The 17,047-nt window shown below is 34.3% G+C and carries 16 protein-coding genes; 10 read left to right on the top strand and 6 right to left on the bottom strand.

The window, feature by feature from the left end; translation table 11 throughout:
- Complete coding sequence (locus K8344_RS03405) at positions 1–921, bottom strand: lytic transglycosylase domain-containing protein (protein ID WP_237606885.1); 921 nt, start codon at positions 919–921, stop codon at positions 1–3.
- Positions 922–980: 59 nt separating this feature from the next.
- The gene (locus tag K8344_RS03400) at positions 981–1,640 is read right to left on the bottom strand and encodes an alpha/beta hydrolase (RefSeq protein WP_237606884.1); all 660 of its coding nucleotides are present in this window, start codon (positions 1,638–1,640) and stop codon (positions 981–983) included.
- A gap of 240 nt (positions 1,641–1,880) precedes the next feature.
- Between K8344_RS03400 and K8344_RS03395 the strand changes: the two genes are divergently transcribed.
- Entirely contained in the window at positions 1,881–2,180 is a 300-nt protein-coding gene (locus tag K8344_RS03395; protein WP_237606883.1) for an N-acetyltransferase, read from the top strand.
- An 86-nt stretch (positions 2,181–2,266) separates the two neighbouring features.
- On the opposite strand, the gene mtaB is transcribed toward K8344_RS03395, so the two are convergent.
- Positions 2,267–3,625 (bottom strand): tRNA (N(6)-L-threonylcarbamoyladenosine(37)-C(2))-methylthiotransferase MtaB, encoded by a 1,359-nt coding sequence (gene mtaB / locus K8344_RS03390; protein ID WP_237607534.1) that lies wholly within the window; start codon positions 3,623–3,625, stop codon positions 2,267–2,269.
- Between the two features lie 348 nt (positions 3,626–3,973).
- Between mtaB and K8344_RS03385 the strand changes: the two genes are divergently transcribed.
- Both K8344_RS03385 and K8344_RS03380 read left to right on the top strand, forming a co-directional pair.
- Entirely contained in the window at positions 3,974–5,593 is a 1,620-nt protein-coding gene (locus tag K8344_RS03385) for an ABC transporter substrate-binding protein (protein ID WP_237606882.1), read from the top strand.
- The gene (locus K8344_RS03380) at positions 5,594–5,869 is read left to right on the top strand and encodes a hypothetical protein (RefSeq protein WP_139856445.1); all 276 of its coding nucleotides are present in this window, start codon (positions 5,594–5,596) and stop codon (positions 5,867–5,869) included.
- Here K8344_RS03380 and K8344_RS03375 read toward each other — a convergent pair.
- Together K8344_RS03375 and K8344_RS03370 are read right to left on the bottom strand one after the other, a co-directional pair.
- Positions 5,866–7,041, bottom strand: a complete 1,176-nt coding sequence (locus K8344_RS03375; protein WP_237606881.1) for a GlmU family protein — start codon at positions 7,039–7,041, stop codon at positions 5,866–5,868. The genes K8344_RS03380 and K8344_RS03375 overlap by 4 nt on opposite strands.
- 229 nt (positions 7,042–7,270) lie before the next feature.
- On the bottom strand, positions 7,271–7,552 hold the full coding sequence (locus K8344_RS03370; protein ID WP_139856443.1) for a type B 50S ribosomal protein L31: 282 nt from the start codon (positions 7,550–7,552) through the stop codon (positions 7,271–7,273).
- A gap of 215 nt (positions 7,553–7,767) precedes the next feature.
- Here K8344_RS03370 and K8344_RS03365 point away from each other — a divergent pair, with 215 nt between their 5' ends.
- The 5 genes from K8344_RS03365 (at position 7,768) to lptB (ending at position 13,721) form a co-directional block, all read left to right on the top strand.
- Positions 7,768–8,295, top strand: coding sequence for a DUF4199 domain-containing protein (locus tag K8344_RS03365; protein WP_237606880.1), 528 nt, complete (start codon positions 7,768–7,770; stop codon positions 8,293–8,295).
- Between the two features lie 8 nt (positions 8,296–8,303).
- Complete coding sequence (locus K8344_RS03360) at positions 8,304–9,251, top strand: glycosyltransferase family 2 protein (RefSeq protein WP_237606879.1); 948 nt, start codon at positions 8,304–8,306, stop codon at positions 9,249–9,251.
- 118 nt (positions 9,252–9,369) lie between these two features.
- A complete protein-coding gene (locus tag K8344_RS03355) occupies positions 9,370–11,085 on the top strand; it encodes a phospho-sugar mutase (RefSeq protein ID WP_237606878.1) in 1,716 nt (571 codons plus the stop codon).
- Positions 11,085–12,914, top strand: coding sequence for an ABC transporter ATP-binding protein (locus K8344_RS03350; protein WP_237606877.1), 1,830 nt, complete (start codon positions 11,085–11,087; stop codon positions 12,912–12,914). Before K8344_RS03355 ends, K8344_RS03350 begins: the two co-directional genes overlap by 1 nt.
- A 66-nt stretch (positions 12,915–12,980) precedes the next feature.
- Complete coding sequence (gene lptB, locus K8344_RS03345; protein WP_237606876.1) at positions 12,981–13,721, top strand: LPS export ABC transporter ATP-binding protein; 741 nt, start codon at positions 12,981–12,983, stop codon at positions 13,719–13,721.
- 140 nt (positions 13,722–13,861) lie between these two features.
- Here the strand turns inward: lptB and K8344_RS03340 are convergent, their stop codons facing one another.
- On the bottom strand, positions 13,862–14,599 hold the full coding sequence (locus K8344_RS03340; protein WP_237606875.1) for a CDP-alcohol phosphatidyltransferase family protein: 738 nt from the start codon (positions 14,597–14,599) through the stop codon (positions 13,862–13,864).
- Between the two features lie 127 nt (positions 14,600–14,726).
- Here K8344_RS03340 and K8344_RS03335 point away from each other — a divergent pair, with 127 nt between their 5' ends.
- Together K8344_RS03335 and K8344_RS03330 are read left to right on the top strand one after the other, a co-directional pair.
- Positions 14,727–15,794: a putative type IX sorting system protein PorV2 gene (locus tag K8344_RS03335; RefSeq protein WP_237606874.1), complete on the top strand. Its 1,068-nt coding sequence runs from the start codon at positions 14,727–14,729 to the stop codon at positions 15,792–15,794.
- Positions 15,795–15,847: 53 nt separating this feature from the next.
- Positions 15,848–17,023: a lipoprotein N-acyltransferase Lnb domain-containing protein gene (locus K8344_RS03330; protein ID WP_237606873.1), complete on the top strand. Its 1,176-nt coding sequence runs from the start codon at positions 15,848–15,850 to the stop codon at positions 17,021–17,023.
- Positions 17,024–17,047: the final 24 nt, after the last annotated feature.

Below are 17,047 nucleotides of genomic sequence, written 5' to 3'. Positions count from 1 at the left end.
TTATTGATAATAACCATTTTCGGGAATTTCAACAAAATATTCTTTTCCTGAAGCATTTTTTAAATATGTATCTCTAAGCCAGGGATTGTGAATTTTCAAAATTTTATAATTGATACCATAAGGTTTTACCCATTCAGCCCAATCTTCAACTGGAGTATCAACCATCACTTTGTAAGTAGGGATCGTTTGGTATAAATCTTTTTCTCTAAAATTAAAGCCGTATTTTTTAGGATTACTCATAATTTCTTTAATAGCAATAATTCTAAAAACATACCTACTGGTTTCACTATTTAAAAGCAAATCGTAATAATCTGTTTGTTTTTGTCTTCTAATCTGCTTATTCATACCTCCTACTCCTGCATTATATGATGCAGCTGCCATAGTCCAACTTCCAAAACGTTTTTTAGACTTTTTAAGATATTCTGCTGCAACCATGGTAGCCTTTTCTAAATTGTAACGCTCATCCACGTAATCGTTAATTTCAAGTCCATATTCCAAACCTGTACCTTTCATAAAATGCCAAATGCCACTAGCGCCAGCAGGAGAACTCTTATATTCCAAAGCACTTTCAGCAACTGCTAAATATTTAAAATCATCAGGTAGGCCATACTTTTCCAATAAAGGTTCTAGTAACGGGAAATATTTATTTGCTCTTTTAAACAACAACAAACCATTAGATTGCCAATATGCATTTACAAGCAACTCTCTATCTATTCTTTCTCGAATATCAGGATTGTGTAAAGGAACTTCTTCTCCAGCAAAATCCATTTTTTCTGGAATTGGCAATGCATAAACGTTGTAATCGTTTATTATTTTTCTCTCTACAACTTCATCTGTTTGGATATCTTGAACAGCATTAATGCTAACAGCACTTACTGCTAAAATCACAACTCCTAAACCTATTTTACTAATCAATTTCATAATGTTATAATTTTCGCTAAAGATACTGAAATAAGAAACCTTCGAAAAATAAGTATCTATTATTCTTCAATAAGCTCGTAGAGTATTTTTGATATTTTTCTTGCTTTATTTAATATCATAATATGAGTCCCCCCCTTAATAATAATGGAGCCATTGATATATTTAATAGGAAATACCGGGTCTTTTTCACCGTGAATATGAATAATCCCTTCTTTTGCCTCTGTGTTATCCCACGTAATCATTTTTTCTAATGCCCAATCTAAATATCGCTTATCTCGAACGTGAAGATATTCTTGGTAAAGCGTTAATCGTTTTTTAGATCTTGGACCTACAGAGAGTTTTGTTAAATCATCCACACTTAACACTAAACTTGTAGGAATCAATTTATAAGCTTTTGTTAGACTAGCCAATTTCATTCTACGCGGAAGTTCTTTGCTAGTTTTCACACTAGATATTATTATTATCTTTTTAGGAGCGTAGAAATTGCACATTTCTTGCACCACTACTCCTCCAAAAGAAACACCAATAAGAATCGCATCTGGCTCCTTAATACGACTAGCCATCCTTTTAGCATAATCTGCTAGCGATTCCTCTTTCTCAGGAATAAGCCACTCTAATACGTGGGTTTCATAATTATCCGGAAATGTAAGATTCTTGAAGATTTCGGCTCCAGCGGCCATTCCTGGAACAAAATAAATGTGATTTTTTTGATAACTCATAAGTCTTTTAAGAAGAAAATGGTAAAGCCCAAAGATATTTCGTAAATTTACACATACCAATTTATCATTCTTGCGAAGGATCTGTTAAACTAATTATATTTCTTACAATAGGTTACTTTGAAAACAACTCTAATCAACTTAAATAAGATTTTATTAAACCTCATTCTATTCTGAGATGTGTGGTGGCAAAGACATTTAACAAACATAACAATTCTTGATATAATACTTAAATAACTCTGTATGACTGAAGATGTAGCAATTATCGACAACGAATTTTTAAGACAATTTGAACTTGAAATCGAAGGCAAAATGGCGCGTATTGAATACGCACTTCAAGACCGAAAAATATTCCTAACAAAATACGATATGCCTCAGGAGTTGGAAGAAAAAGGTTATCGTGAAGTTTTTATTGAAGCTGTTTTTAAAGAAGTAAAAGACAGGGAAATTAGCTTAGTGCCTACAAGCCCTGAGATTGTCGGATTTATGCGTAAAAATCGTAGAAAATACAAATCATTACTTCCTGTAGGAATTAATATATAACCCGATTAAAAAGAATTGCGCTAGCGTTTTAAAAAAATGCTAGCGCAATTATTTTTATTATATTCTAATTTATGAGTTTAAATGTCTTAAAGTGTTGTATTTGCAACTTCATGTACAACATTCTCAAACCTCACTAATCCATCTTCATCAATTTTTGTTAGTGTGATTTCTTGTAACGTATTTACCAATTCAGGATTCCATGGTGCTTTTACTTTTACGTAATTTTCAGTAAACCCATGAATATAGCCTTCTTTATTTTCACCTTCAAAAAGTACAGTGTGAGTAGTCCCAAGTTGGCTTTCATAAAACGCTCTTCTCTTCTTAGCTGAAAGCCCCCGAAACATTTTACTGCGCTTGTTTCTCACTTTTTTAGGTACTACACCTTCCATTTCGGCAGCAGGAGTATTATCCCTTTCAGAATAAGTAAAAACGTGTAAATACGAGATATCCAATTCGTTGAGGAAGTGGTACGTTTCTAAAAATCGCTCATCTGTTTCTCCTGGAAAACCAACAATAACATCAACACCAATACAAGCATCTGGCATAACTTCACGAATCTTTGCCACTCTTTCAGTATATAACTCACGCATATACCTGCGACGCATTAGCTTTAAAATATCATTGCTTCCACTTTGAAGCGGGATATGAAAATGAGGTACAAAAGTTCTCGATTTTGAAACAAACTCAATAGTTTCATTCTTAAGTAAGTTCGGCTCTATAGAAGAAATTCGCAGTCTCTCAATTCCTTCTACCTCATCTAATGCTTTTACGAGATCTAAAAATGTGTGTTCGTGTTTTTTATTTCCAAACTCACCTTTCCCGTAATCCCCTATATTTACTCCAGTTAAAACAATTTCTTTAATTCCTTGTTGTGAAATTTCAAAGGCATTCTTTAAAACGTTTTCTAGAGTATCACTTCTTGAAATCCCTCTAGCTAAAGGAATTGTACAGTACGTACATTTATAATCACACCCATCTTGAACTTTCAAAAAAGCACGTGTTCTATCTCCAATAGAATACGAACCCACATAAAAATCTGCTTCTTCAATTTCGCATGAATGCACTACCCCCGCACCCCTACCGCGCTCTGGACGAGATAAAAGATCGTTTAAATATGATGTTAATTTAAACTTTTCAGTAGCTCCTAAAACCAAATCCACACCATCAACATCGGCCAATTCGTGTGGCTTAAGTTGTGCGTAACAGCCTATCGCAGCAACAAATGCAGCCGGATTAACCTTCTGCGCTTGTTTTACAATGGTTTTAAAACGCTTATCTGCATTTTCAGTTACACTACAAGTATTAATCACATATATATCAGCTTTTTCTGAAAAATCTACACGTTCAAATCCTTCCCCTTCAAAACCTCTCGCAATAGTAGAAGTTTCACTGAAATTTAATTTACACCCTAGGGTATAGAAGGCGACTTTCTTATTTTTTTCCATCATGAAAATTATTACGGCAAATATACGGTATTCTCTTTTAATTAGTAGATGATAGATGTGGGGGTTAAAGGATGATTTTAGGTTTTATTTTGTACACAAAGCTGAGTTATATTTGCAAAAAGCAACTACATTAGGTGAAGAAAAGAACACAATAGTATAAGCATTTGCAGAAAAGAGGAATTTTACCTTACTATTTAATTAAGAAGAGTTGTAGGCTCACTCGCATTTATTACATCAGAAAATTCTATTCTTCAATCAAATCTTAAAAACCACCTTGATTTCCTCCATTTTATTCTCAAAAAAAGGCAATAAACATCTATATTCGTGCATTCGTGGTGACATTTAATTATGATTAGAATTATCTTATTTTTTACAATTATATCTTCATTTCTTTCTTGCCAAAATAAAGCAGAAACTGAACGTGATCATCTTGTTTTTCACTACAATGAGCACGGAAACATCCCCACTTTAGATCCTGCATTTGCTCGTAATCCGCAAGCAATTTGGCCTGATAATCAACTTTATAATGGCCTAGTACAACTAGATGATTCGTTAAATATTATGCCAGACATTGCAAAGCGCTGGACGATTGACGATTCTACTAACACCTATACTTTCTACCTTCGTACAGATGTCTATTTTCATCAGAATAGAGCTTTTGCACAAGAAGGAACCCAAAACTCAAAAAGATATACAAGAAAGGTAGTAGCTGAAGATTTTGTTTATAGCTTCGATAGACTGTTGGACGAAGGTGTTGCTTCTTCTGGAAGCTGGGTTATGAATAACGTAGAAAATTATAAAGCTGTAAACGACTCAACCCTAATAATAAATTTAAAAAAACCATTCCCTGCCTTTCTAGGATTGCTTTCAATGCGCTATTGTTCAGTAGTCCCTAAAGAAGCTGTAGAGTATTACGGAAATGAATTTAGAAGAAACCCTGTAGGTACTGGTCCTTTTCAATTTAAGATGTGGGAAGAAAATGTAAAATTAGTTTTTACTAAAAACCCGCTTTATTTTGAGCGTGATGAAAATGGAAAAAGACTCCCTCATCTTGAAGCTGTTGCAATTACATTTCTTCCCGATAAGCAAAGTGAATTTCTACAATTTGCGCAAGGTAAATTAGATTTTATCTCCGGTTTAGATGGTAGTTATAAAGATGAGTTATTAACTACCGAAGGCAAACTGCAGTCAAAATATAACGATATGGCTTATATGATTACGGGGCCATATTTAAATACAGAATACTTAGGTATTTTTCTAGGGAGTAAAACAACCGAAATACAAAACAAAACCTTACGTCAAGCCATAAATTACGGTTTCGACCGTAAAAAAATGGTTACCTATTTACGAAACGGAATGGGTATACCTGCCATTCACGGCTTCATCCCAAAAGGGCTGCCTGGTTATGAAGAAATTAACGGATATACTTACCAACCGGAAAAAGCAAAGCAATTAATAGAACAGTACCAAACAGAAACCGGCGATTCTAAACCAGAAATTACCATTGGTACAAACAGTCAATATCTAGATATATGTGAATATGTTCAACGGGAATTAGAGAAAATTGGAATAAATGTAACCATAGATGTGATGCCTCCTTCCACACTCAGACAAATGAGAAGCAGCGGAGAACTTGATATTTTTCGCGGTAGCTGGATTGCAGATTATCCTGATGCTGAAAACTATTTATCGCTTTTTTACAGCCAAAATTTTACACCTAATGGGCCAAATTATACGCACTTTAAAAATGAGGTATACGATAGTCTTTATGTAAATTCACTTTCCGTTTCAAATATTGACGAACGCAAACTACTCTACACAAAAATGGACTCCATTATAATTGAGGAAGCACCTGTAGTGCCTTTGTTTTACGATATGGCAGTACGTTTTGTAAATAATAAAGTTTCTGGCTTAGGCATTAATCCTCAGAATTTTTTAATTTTAAAAAAGGTCAAAAAAGAAAAGTAAATGGGATTTGGAAGTTCAGGGATGATTCAATCTATTCGCAATAATGCGAAGCAGCTCGTCAAACGAAAAAGTTACTTTGAAAAAGATGTTGATTCTAAAAGTTCTAACTCAAAGAAAATTGTAGATCATAAAAAAATGTCTCCTGCTCAGTTTGTGGCTTTTAAACAGCAATTAAAAGAAAACGAATTACGCCGCCAAAAACGATTAATTGTGATCTTTGGTGGCGTAATGACTATAATATTAAGTGCAATTATTTACTTCTTATTTTATTATTAATCCTTTCTCCACTTTGCTGTTTCTTCAAATACGTGTTCTAATATTTTTTCATCTGTTTCAGTAAACTCAATATTTCTACGACTCATTACTACTTTAGCTACTTCAAAAGCTTTACTTGTTTTATAAGTTGTGAAACCACTGCTTCCACCCCAACTAAAACTTGGCACAAAATTTCGTGGAAATCCACTGCCAAAAATATTTGCGCTTACACCTACAACAGTTCCTGTGTTAAACATTGTATTGATACCACATTTACTGTGATCCCCCATCATTAAACCACAAAATTGCAACCCTGTTTTTGCAAATCCTTCTGTTTCGTAATTCCATAGACGAACTTCAGCGTAATTATTCTTTAAATTTGAATTATTAGTATCGGCACCCAAATTACACCACTCTCCTAAAACAGCATTACCTAAAAACCCGTCGTGACCTTTATTTGAAAAACCGAAAATTACTGAGTTATTCACCTCACCTCCCACTTTACTATGTGGACCTATAGTTGTATCTGAATATATTTTAGCGCCCATTTTTAAAGTCGCGTTTTCGCAAAGTGCAAAGGGACCACGAACTAACGAACCTTCCATGATTTCGGCTTCTTTACCTATATATATAGGACCATTAGATGCATTTAGTGTACAAAACTCAATTTTTGCTCCTTCTTCAATAAAAATATTCTCTGGATTTTTTGCCCAAACGCCATCGGGGATTGGTTGTGATTGTCTTCCTTCCGTTAGCATTTCAAAATCGCGTTTTATCGCTTCGCCATTTTTAGAAAAGATATCCCAAGTGTTTTCAATTCGTAACACATCTTTGTGCTCGTATTGGATAACGTCATAGGTATTAAAATCTACTTCTTGACCATCCGAAGTGAAAAAAGCAAGCGGTTCATCATCAAAAAATACGGCTTGATTCTCCTCTAAATGTTTAATAATATTCACTAAATTTTGTGAAGGCAGAAAAGAAGCGTTTATAAAAATGTTCTTGTCTAATTCTAGAAACGGATATTTATCTGAAAGATAATCTTCAGTTACTGTTGTTGTAGTAAAACCTAAATAATGTTCCCATTTTTCACGAATGGTTAAAACTCCAACTCGGATATCGGCTACTGGTCGGGTAAAAGTAAATGGTAAAAGTTGATTGCGGACGTTTCCGTCGAAAAGAATATAGTTCATTTTGATTTTAGATTTTCGATATTAGGTTTGCGATTCTTTAAAAATCGTAGCAGTAAAAATACAAAACCAATTTTACTTAAAAATCTGCAAGAGTCAATTAAATATAACAAATCAAAAAAGCCTTCGATTTCTCGAAGGCTTTTGTAAATTATCTATTTAGAGTGGATTGACTAATTTCAATAAATGATTCTGATATGTATCAGCATCAATATTAAAATTGAATCGAAACCTACTCTTCAGTTTTTTCTGCTGCTTTTGCAGGTTTTTTAAACTTGTCGTATTTGTTTTTGAATTTATCAATACGTCCAGCAGTATCAATAAGTTTTGCTTTTCCTGTGTAGAAAGGGTGTGATGTACGTGAAATCTCCATTTTTACTAAAGGATATTCAACACCATCAACTTCAATAGTTTCTTTAGTATCAGCTGTTGACTTAGTAAGGAAAATTTCTTCGTTACTCATATCCTTAAAAGCAACTACTCTATAATTATCTGGGTGGATACCTTTTTTCATCTCTGTAATATTATTTTTTATAAATGTACTCTTCCGACCTTTCGGAATTGAGTTTGCAAATTTAATCAATAATTAGAAAATAGCAACAAAATATTGCACTTTTTTAATTCACAATAAATTCAGTTGCAAATGTAACGTTTTACTATCTTTGTTTACTAACAAACCGAACCTTTTCTACCACCAATTTTGGTAGATTATTAAACCAATTTATAATTATGGAAAATCAAACCGCATCATTAAAAAAAATCGCCCTTAACTTCGGAGTACTTTTAGCTTTACTTTCAATTGTATTACAAGTTATATCGTTTGTTCTTGACGCACACATAGATAGACCTTGGTGGCTTACCATTTTACAATTAGTAATATCTATAGGTGTACTAGTTTATGGAATTAAAGCGTTTAAAACTGACAATGCTGGGTTTCTTACAATCGCTCAGGCTCTAAAAACAGGCCTAGCAATTAGCCTTGTGGCAGGGATTATATCAGTTATCTTCAATTATATTTTCATCAATTATATAGATCCTGATTTTATCCAGAAAACATTAGACTTCTCTAGAGAGCAAATGATTACTGATTTTCCTAACATGACAGAGGAGCAAATGGAAAATAGTCTTGAAATTTCAGCTAAATTTATGACCCCTACTATAATGTCGGCTATGGGGATTTTAGCAACACTGTTTTTCGGTTTTATAATATCGCTTGTTGCTGGTATGATTTTAAAGAAAAACCCTCCACAACTTTAATTTACTAAATGAATATTTCCATAGTCATCCCACTTCTTAACGAAGAAGAGTCTCTTAATGAACTTTATCGCTGGATTACATCTGTAATGCAAGCAAATAGTTTCGCATACGAGCTAATTTTTATCGACGACGGAAGTACTGATGGTTCTTGGGATATAATCGATAAAATTTCATCTGAAGATCCGGACGTAAAAGGTATTCGGTTTCAAAAAAATTACGGAAAATCACAAGCGCTACACGCTGGCTTTGCAATGGCAAAAGGAGATGTAGTCATCACCATGGATGCCGATTTACAAGATAGTCCTGAAGAAATTCCTGAATTATACAAAATGGTTACCGAAGAAGGTTACGATTTAGTTTCAGGATGGAAAAAGAAACGCTACGATTCTGTAATTAGTAAAAATTTACCTTCAAAGCTTTTTAATTATGCTGCTCGAAAAACTTCAGGCGTAAAATTACACGACTTTAATTGTGGATTAAAAGCGTATAAAAAAGACGTTGTAAAGAGTATAGAAGTAACTGGAGAAATGCATCGATACATTCCAGTTTTGGCTAAAAATGCAGGTTTTACTAAAATTTCAGAAAAACCAGTAATTCACCAAGCCCGAAAATACGGGACTACAAAGTTTGGCGCTGAGCGTTTTATTCGTGGGTTTTTAGACTTAATAACTATTTGGTTTTTATCTCGCTTCGGCAAACGTCCAATGCACTTATTTGGAGCTTGGGGAGCTTTAATGTTATTCATCGGGTTTTGTTTTGCGTTGTATTTAGGTGTAGACAAGCTGTTCTTAAACCCAACTGGCAGATTAATAGCAGAACGTCCAGAGTTTTTTATAGCCTTAACTGCAATGGTGCTAGGTTCACAACTTTTCTTAGCAGGATTCTTAGGAGAGTTGATTCTTAGAAGCAAAAAAGAATCAAAAAACTATATAATTAAAGAAATTATAAACACTTAATATCTGCTAAAAGGCAAAGTACTTAGAGTATGGAGAGATCCAACTTTAAGTACTTTTTAACTTTAGCAGACTTTAGGCACTATATTTATGCCTATTTTTGCACTTTTAATTTAAGAAAATGATTTACGTAGATCCGAAAATTTTAGACCGCGTTAACCAATGGCTCACCCCTTTTTTCGACGAGAAAACTCAACACGATATTAAAGAAATGATCGCAAACGATCCTGAGGGGTTGGAAGACAGTTTCTACAAGAACCTTGAGTTCGGAACTGGTGGAATGCGAGGCATTATGGGGCTTGGCGACAATAGAATTAATAAATATACCTTAGGAAAAAACACTCAAGGTCTTTCTAATTACCTGAAAGAAAAATTCCCTAACCAAGATATAAAAGTAGCCATTGCATACGATTGTAGGCACAATAGCAAAAGTTTTGCAAAAGTTGTTGCTAATGTTTTTTCGGCTAATGGAATAAAAGTTTTCCTTTTTTCAGACCTACGCCCTACTCCAGAGCTTTCATTCGCAGTAAAACACCTAGGATGTCAAGCGGGAATTGTACTTACAGCTTCACACAACCCTCCTGAATACAATGGTTACAAAGTTTATTGGGAAGATGGAGGACAATTAGTGCCACCACAAGACGGAGAAATCATTTCTGAAATTAATTCTCTTAAATACGAAGACATAAAGTTTGAAGCAAATGAAAGTTTGATTCAGAATATAGATTCAGAAGTAGATGAGGCTTTCGCCAAGGCATCTGTAGAAAATGGAACTTTCAATACTTCAGAAGAAGCTCGTAAAAACCTAAAAATCGTTTTCACTTCGCTTCACGGAACTTCAATCACAATGATTCCAAAGGTTTTGGAACAAGCTGGCTATAACAATGTGTTAATTGTTGAAGAACAGGCAGAACCAAATGGAGATTTCCCTACGGTAACATCTCCAAACCCTGAAGAACCTGCAGCCTTAAAAATGGCATTGGAACTCGCTGAAAAAGAAAATGCAGATATTGTTATTGGAACGGACCCAGATTGCGATCGATTAGGGATTGCGGTTAGAAATAGTAATAATGAAATGGTTCTTTTAAACGGAAACCAAACTATGGTTTTAATGACGCATTTCCTTATTGAACAATGGCAAAAAGCAGGAAAGCTGAACGGAAATCAGTTTGTAGCTTCTACGATAGTTTCCACCCCAATGGTTGAAAAAATTGCTAATCACTATAATGTGAAATATCTTGAAGGGCTAACAGGCTTTAAATGGATAGCAAAAATGATTAAAGACAATCCTGAGTTGGAATTTATTGGCGGCGGGGAAGAAAGTTTCGGGTATTTAGTTGGCGATTTTGTTCGCGATAAAGATGCAGTTACCGCTACCCTTTTAGCTTGTGAAATTGCAGCCCAGAAAAAACACGCTGGAAACAGTATGTTTCAATACCTTAATGACGTTTACAACCAATTTGGAAATTATCGCGAACACTTAATTTCCCTTACAAAAAAAGGGAAACAAGGTGCTGAGGAAATTTCTGAAATGATGAAAGAACTCCGCGCTAATCCATTTAAAGAAATTGCTGGAAGTAAGGTTGTAAGAATGGATGATGTTTCTAAAAATGAAACTACAGACTTCGTTAAAAATGAAACTTCAGAATTAAACCTTCCAAAATCTAATGTATTAATTTTCTATACTGAAGACGGAAGTAAAATTGCAGCAAGACCAAGTGGTACTGAACCAAAAATAAAGTTCTACATTAGCGTAAACACTTCAGAGAAAGAAAATTTTGAAGGGATTCTTCAAAAGAAAATAGAGGCTATTGCAGCACAACTAAACATAAGTTAATGAATCATTACTTCAAAAAAATACTGCGTTACGCCTACCCGTATAAAAAATATGCATATCTGAACATATTTTTTAACATATTGTACGCATTGTTTAGCACACTTTCTTTTGTAGCATTAATTCCCGTTTTGGAAATAATATTCAGTAATGAGCGTAGCCTAGGACCAAAACCTATTTATGAAGGTATTACTAGCGCAAAGGATTATGCGCAGGAATATCTCAATTATTTTATAATTGAAAGTATCAATAATCACGGTGAGTTTATGGTGCTTATGTATATGGTAGGCGTTATTATTTCGCTATTCCTATTAAAAAACCTAAGTAACTATTTAGCACTTTTTTATGCAACTTTTCTTCGCAATGGCGTATTAAAAGACCTTCGTAATGCACTTTATAGTAAAGTTGTTAGTTTTCCACTTGCATTTTATTCTGAAAAGAGAAAAGGAGATACAATTTCAAGATTAAGCGGGGATGTAGATGAAGTAAAAAATTCGGTGCTTTCTGTATTAGAAATGATTGTTCGAGAGCCTTTAACTATCATTGCCGCCTTGATATTTATGCTTTTTATAAGCGCTAAGCTTACGCTTTTTGTATTTCTGTTTTTACCTATTTCAGGGTTTTTAATTTCAAAAGTTGGAAAATCCCTAAAAAAGAAATCTTTAAAAGTTCAACAAGAACAAGGTGTTTTCCTTTCTATTTTGGAAGAAACAATGGGTGGACTTCGCATTATTAAAGCATTTCATGCCGAAGAACTTTTTCAAAAGAAATTTGAAGATAGCAACGAGCGATTCTACAAACACTCCAATCAGGTAATGAACAGGCAAAACCTAGCTTCACCTTTAAGTGAACTTCTAGGGATTATAACAATCGGAATCTTGCTAGTTTACGGAGGGTATTTAGTTTTTATCGATGAAACTTTAGAAGCTAGTTTCTTTATTGGGTATATAATGCTGGCTTATAATATTCTTACCCCGGCAAAGGCGATCGCTAAAGCTAGTTACTCTTTAAAACGTGCAAATGGTTCTGCGGAACGTATATTAGAATTGTTAGAAGCCGAAAATACAATTACCGATATTGAAAATCCTGTTCAAAAAGAAGGTTTTGACAGCACAATTTCAATTAAGAATATTTCGTTTAAGTACGAAGATCAATACGTACTTAAAGACTTTTCGTTAGAAATCCCTAAAGGCAAAACTGTGGCGCTCGTTGGGCAATCTGGTAGTGGAAAAAGTACCATCGCCAATTTGCTAACACGCTTTTACGATGTAAACAAAGGGAGCATAGAGATTGATGGTGTTGATATTAAAAATATTTCGAAAAAATCTTTACGCGGTTTAATGGGAATTGTATCACAAGATTCTATTCTCTTTAATGATTCCGTTGCCAACAATTTAAAGCTTGGGAAACCCTTAGCTACTGATGTAGAATTAATGGAAGCTGCTGAAATTAGTAATTCGTATGAATTCATTAAAAATCTACCCGATGGCTTTAATACAAATATTGGTGATAGCGGGAACAAATTAAGTGGAGGTCAAAAGCAACGATTGAGTATTGCTAGAGCTGTACTTAAAAATCCGCCAATTATGATATTGGATGAAGCTACCTCTGCCCTAGACACAGAAAGTGAGCGTTTGGTTCAAGATGCATTAGAAAAAATGATGCAAAATAGAACTTCAATTGTAATTGCGCATAGACTTTCTACCATTCAAAATGCAGATAAAATAGTGGTACTTTCGAAAGGTGAGATTGTAGAACAAGGTAAACACCAAGAACTTTTAGAGAAAAAAGGAGTTTATTACAATTTGGTTGAGATGCAATCGCTAGCGTAATTTAAATAATTAATATCTTCGTATCCCGAAACTTTGGGAGTGGTCGAACCTTCAGAAAAAGAATAAATGAAACTAAAAGCCGAAAACTTAGTAAAATCGTATAAAGGCCGAAAGGTTGTTAAAGGCATCACAGTTGAAGTAAACCAAGGAGAAATTGTAGGTTTGCTGGGGCCCAATGGGGCCGGTAAAACCACCTCGTTTTATATGATAGTAGGGTTGATTAAACCCAATGGCGGTAATATTTATTTAGAAGGAACAGAAATCACCAAATATCCAATGTACAAACGTGCTCAAAATGGTATTGGTTATTTAGCGCAGGAAGCTTCAGTTTTTAGAAAACTAAGCGTAGAAGATAACATTTTAAGCGTTTTACAACTCACTAAACTCTCTAAAAAAGAACAACATGCCAAAATGGAATCCTTAATCGAAGAATTCGGTTTGGGACATATACGCAAAAACCGCGGTGATCTTTTAAGTGGTGGAGAAAGACGTAGAACTGAAATTGCAAGAGCGCTAGCAACCGACCCTCACTTTATTTTGCTAGATGAACCTTTTGCAGGAGTTGACCCTGTAGCTGTAGAAGACATACAGCGTATTGTAGCGAAGCTTAAAAACAAAAACATCGGAATCCTTATTACCGACCACAATGTTCAAGAGACGCTCGCTATTACAGACAGAACCTACCTTATGTTTGAAGGAAGTATTTTAAAACATGGAGTTCCAGAAGAATTAGCTGCTGATGAAATGGTGCGTAAAGTATATCTAGGTCAAAACTTTGAGCTTAGAAAGAAGAAGTTGGAATTCTAATTTTTCAACCCACCTTATATTAATCTTTTCAGATGGAATTTTAAACTTCAATTATAATTTTAAAATATAACCAGCCTATTGTTCAATTGTAAACTCAGGAGTGTTCAATAGCAAACATCAAATCTTTTTACCCTAATACTTTAGCTTTTCCTGAACATTGAAAGCAATATATAAATTAAGATTATAAAAGGTATTGCTAAAAACTTCATAAAGACTAAAAGCACAACACACAATACTAAAAACACATAACGAATTGTATTGCTTTTAAAATCCCAAGTTTTAAACTTTAAAGCGAAAAGTGGTATTTCGGCATTTAGCAGAATACAACTTAATAATGTCATCCCAATTAAAAACCATTTATTAAGAATTATCGTTTCAGCTAAATCTGAATATTGAAACTGTAAAATTAGCGGAAGGCTTAAAATCAATAAAGTATTAGCAGGCGTTGGCAATCCAATAAATCCAGAGGTTTGGCGCGTATCTACATTAAACTTAGCCAAGCGGTAAGCAGAGGCAATTACAATCATTAACCCTAAAAGAGGTAAGTAATTATTAAAACTTACATTCCACCCGTCTAACGAAAAAATCGCTGTTAGCGTTTGCATATGTCCGAAGATAGAAAGATTCAATAACTGAAACATTACAACTCCTGGTACTACTCCACTTGTAATAACATCTGCAAGAGAATCTAACTGAAGTCCGATTTCACTTTGCGCCTTTAGCAAACGCGCTGCAAGTCCGTCAAAAAAATCAAAGAATATTCCTAGAAATGCAAAAACTGAAGCTATTATTAAATCGCCTGAAACAGCGAAAAGCACTGCTACACATCCACACAAAATGTTTAAAGATGTGATGATATTTGGTATTTGTTTTATCATAATTTATTGGTAGGAAGTGTAAAAATAACAAAGTATTTTCGTCCTATGCTAATTTAAGGCAATATGTCTATAAATTTTAAGTTTAATATTTTATAAAATAGTGTCATATTTGCCCAAATTTCCAGGCTTGAAAGATAGATTATTCCTACTTATCGTACTTATCTCGGTTTTTGCTCAAGCACAAACCGCACGTAAATATTCCAACGAATTCATGAACATTGGTGTAGATGCTGCTGCATTTGGTATGGCCAACGCTGTGGTTGCTTCAACTAACGACGTAAATTCTGGATACTGGAACCCCGCTGGATTAGTAAACCTCAACGACAAACAGTTATCCTTAATGCACGCATCGTACTTTGCAAACATCGCTAATTACGATTACGCAGCCTTTGCAATGCCGCTAGACGACAGAAGCGCGGTTGCACTTTCTGCAATTCGTTTTGGAGTTGACGATATTTTAAACACCACTCAGCTTATTGACGATGAAGGAAATATAAGATACGATCGAATTAGTAAATTCTCTACAGCAGATTATGGGTTTACATTTTCATACGCTCGAAGACTCCCTTTAGATGGTCTTAACTATGGTGTTAATGCTAAAGTTATTAGAAGAGTTATAGGTGATTTTGCATCATCTTGGGGATTTGGCTTGGATGCAGCTGTGCAGTTTAGAACTGAAAATTGGATGTTTGGAATTATGGCTCGAGATATTACTACAACGTTTAACGCATGGAGCATAGACGAAGAAAAGTTTGCAGAAATTCAAGGAGCCGTAGAAGGTCAAAATCAAGAGTTACCTGAAACCACCGAAATTACTATTCCAAAACTTCAATTAGGGGTAGCTCGAAAATTTGTTTATCGCCACGATTTTTCTCTTTTAGCTGAAGTGGATTTAAATTTCAGATTTGCTGAAACCAACGACATTATCTCCACTTCATTTGCAAGTATCACCCCTTCTCTAGGACTTGAATTCGCATATATTGACATGATTTATGTTCGAGGTGGAGTTGGTAATTTTCAAAATATAAAGCAACTTGATAATTCTGACGCTGTAGGGTTTCAGCCTAATATTGGCGTAGGATTTAGATATAAAGGGATACAAGTAGATTACGCATTAACTGATATTGGTGATCAAAGTGCAGCACTGTATTCAAATGTGTTCTCGCTGAAATTAGATTGGGAAATTTTCAGATAATAAAATTGAACTTTTTATTAGATATTTAAAAAACATATAATCGTTTATAGGTGGTGAAAAATTACATAGTATTACTTCTTTTATTTTTTTCAGTTTCAGTAAATGCCCAGTTTGCGCAATTATCAGAAACTTCCGAAATAAGTATTATCACAATTGGTCCCGGAGCTGAACTTTACGACAAGTTTGGACATAGCGCTTTTAGGATTCAAGATAGTATTAACGGAATGGATGTAGTGTTCAACTACGGTGAATACGATTTTAATACACCGAATTTCTACCTTAAGTTCGCTCAAGGAAAATTACTTTATCAACTTGGCGTAGATTATTACAAAAACTTCTATCCTCGTTATGTAGCGCAAAATCGCTGGATGAAAGAGCAAGTTCTAAACCTTACGCATTCTGAAAAGCAAGAACTCTCAGACTTCCTATGGAATAATGCGCGTCCTGAAAATAAAAAATACAAATACGATTTCTTTTACGACAACTGCGCCACTAAAATGCGCGATGTTTTATGGATAGTACTCGGGAAACAATTGGAGTTTAATGATGACCATATCACCGAAGAACTAACTTTTAGGCAACTCATTCAATTAAACCTTGAAGCAAATTCTTGGGGAAGTTTAGGAATAGACACAGCTCTTGGTGCTATAATAGACACAAAAGCAAAACCGATTGAATATCAGTTCCTACCAGAATATGTATTCCAAGGAGCCGCTAACGCATATATTAATAGAAATGGAGAAAAGGTTTCTTTAGTTAAAACAACCAACAGTTTATACGAAAACACTCCTACTCCATCACAAAGTAATTTCTTTTTAAGTCCACTATTTATTTTCGGGCTTATTGGAGCTTTAATCATTTTCATAACCTATAGAGACTTTAAAACAAATAAACGAAGCCGCTACTTAGACTTAATTATTTTTTTATCTACAGGTATTATAGGAATTCTACTTTTCCTTCTTTGGTTTGCTACAGACCATAGTGCGACTGCCAATAATTACAATTTGTTGTGGGCTTTTCCTATTTCAATTTTCGTAATTGTAGCAGTTGCAAAGAAGGATATTTCACCAAATATGAAGCGTTATTTTATGCTTCTATTAGTGCTTTTAAGCCTACTTACCCTTCATTGGATTACAGGCGTACAAGTGTTTGCAATTGGCCTATTGCCATTACTAATTGCTTTGGCAATTCGCTATATATTTTTAGTATATTACTTAGGAAAGAAATAGTAGTTTGAACTAATAAGTAGAACT

The sequence above is a fragment of the Aequorivita xiaoshiensis genome (assembly GCF_022008395.1).
Classification (GTDB): domain Bacteria; phylum Bacteroidota; class Bacteroidia; order Flavobacteriales; family Flavobacteriaceae; genus Aequorivita; species Aequorivita xiaoshiensis.
This window is presented reverse-complemented; position numbering and strand designations above follow the sequence as displayed.

What these genes read in the sequence shown, in the direction of transcription:
- mtaB (WP_237607534.1), bottom strand. Translation starts at nt 3,625, where the DNA reads ATGGAAAAAAATAAGAAAGTCGCCTTCTATACCCTAGGGTGTAAATTA.
- K8344_RS03405 (WP_237606885.1), bottom strand. Translation starts at nt 921, where the DNA reads ATGAAATTGATTAGTAAAATAGGTTTAGGAGTTGTGATTTTAGCAGTA.
- K8344_RS03365 (WP_237606880.1), top strand. Translation starts at nt 7,768, where the DNA reads ATGGAAAATCAAACCGCATCATTAAAAAAAATCGCCCTTAACTTCGGA.
- K8344_RS03380 (WP_139856445.1), top strand. Translation starts at nt 5,594, where the DNA reads ATGGGATTTGGAAGTTCAGGGATGATTCAATCTATTCGCAATAATGCG.
- lptB (WP_237606876.1), top strand. Translation starts at nt 12,981, where the DNA reads ATGAAACTAAAAGCCGAAAACTTAGTAAAATCGTATAAAGGCCGAAAG.
- K8344_RS03385 (WP_237606882.1), top strand. Translation starts at nt 3,974, where the DNA reads ATGATTAGAATTATCTTATTTTTTACAATTATATCTTCATTTCTTTCT.
- K8344_RS03395 (WP_237606883.1), top strand. Translation starts at nt 1,881, where the DNA reads ATGACTGAAGATGTAGCAATTATCGACAACGAATTTTTAAGACAATTT.
- K8344_RS03355 (WP_237606878.1), top strand. Translation starts at nt 9,370, where the DNA reads ATGATTTACGTAGATCCGAAAATTTTAGACCGCGTTAACCAATGGCTC.
- K8344_RS03350 (WP_237606877.1), top strand. Translation starts at nt 11,085, where the DNA reads ATGAATCATTACTTCAAAAAAATACTGCGTTACGCCTACCCGTATAAA.
- K8344_RS03360 (WP_237606879.1), top strand. Translation starts at nt 8,304, where the DNA reads ATGAATATTTCCATAGTCATCCCACTTCTTAACGAAGAAGAGTCTCTT.
- K8344_RS03370 (WP_139856443.1), bottom strand. Translation starts at nt 7,552, where the DNA reads ATGAAAAAAGGTATCCACCCAGATAATTATAGAGTAGTTGCTTTTAAG.
- K8344_RS03340 (WP_237606875.1), bottom strand. Translation starts at nt 14,599, where the DNA reads ATGATAAAACAAATACCAAATATCATCACATCTTTAAACATTTTGTGT.
- K8344_RS03400 (WP_237606884.1), bottom strand. Translation starts at nt 1,640, where the DNA reads ATGAGTTATCAAAAAAATCACATTTATTTTGTTCCAGGAATGGCCGCT.
- K8344_RS03375 (WP_237606881.1), bottom strand. Translation starts at nt 7,041, where the DNA reads ATGAACTATATTCTTTTCGACGGAAACGTCCGCAATCAACTTTTACCA.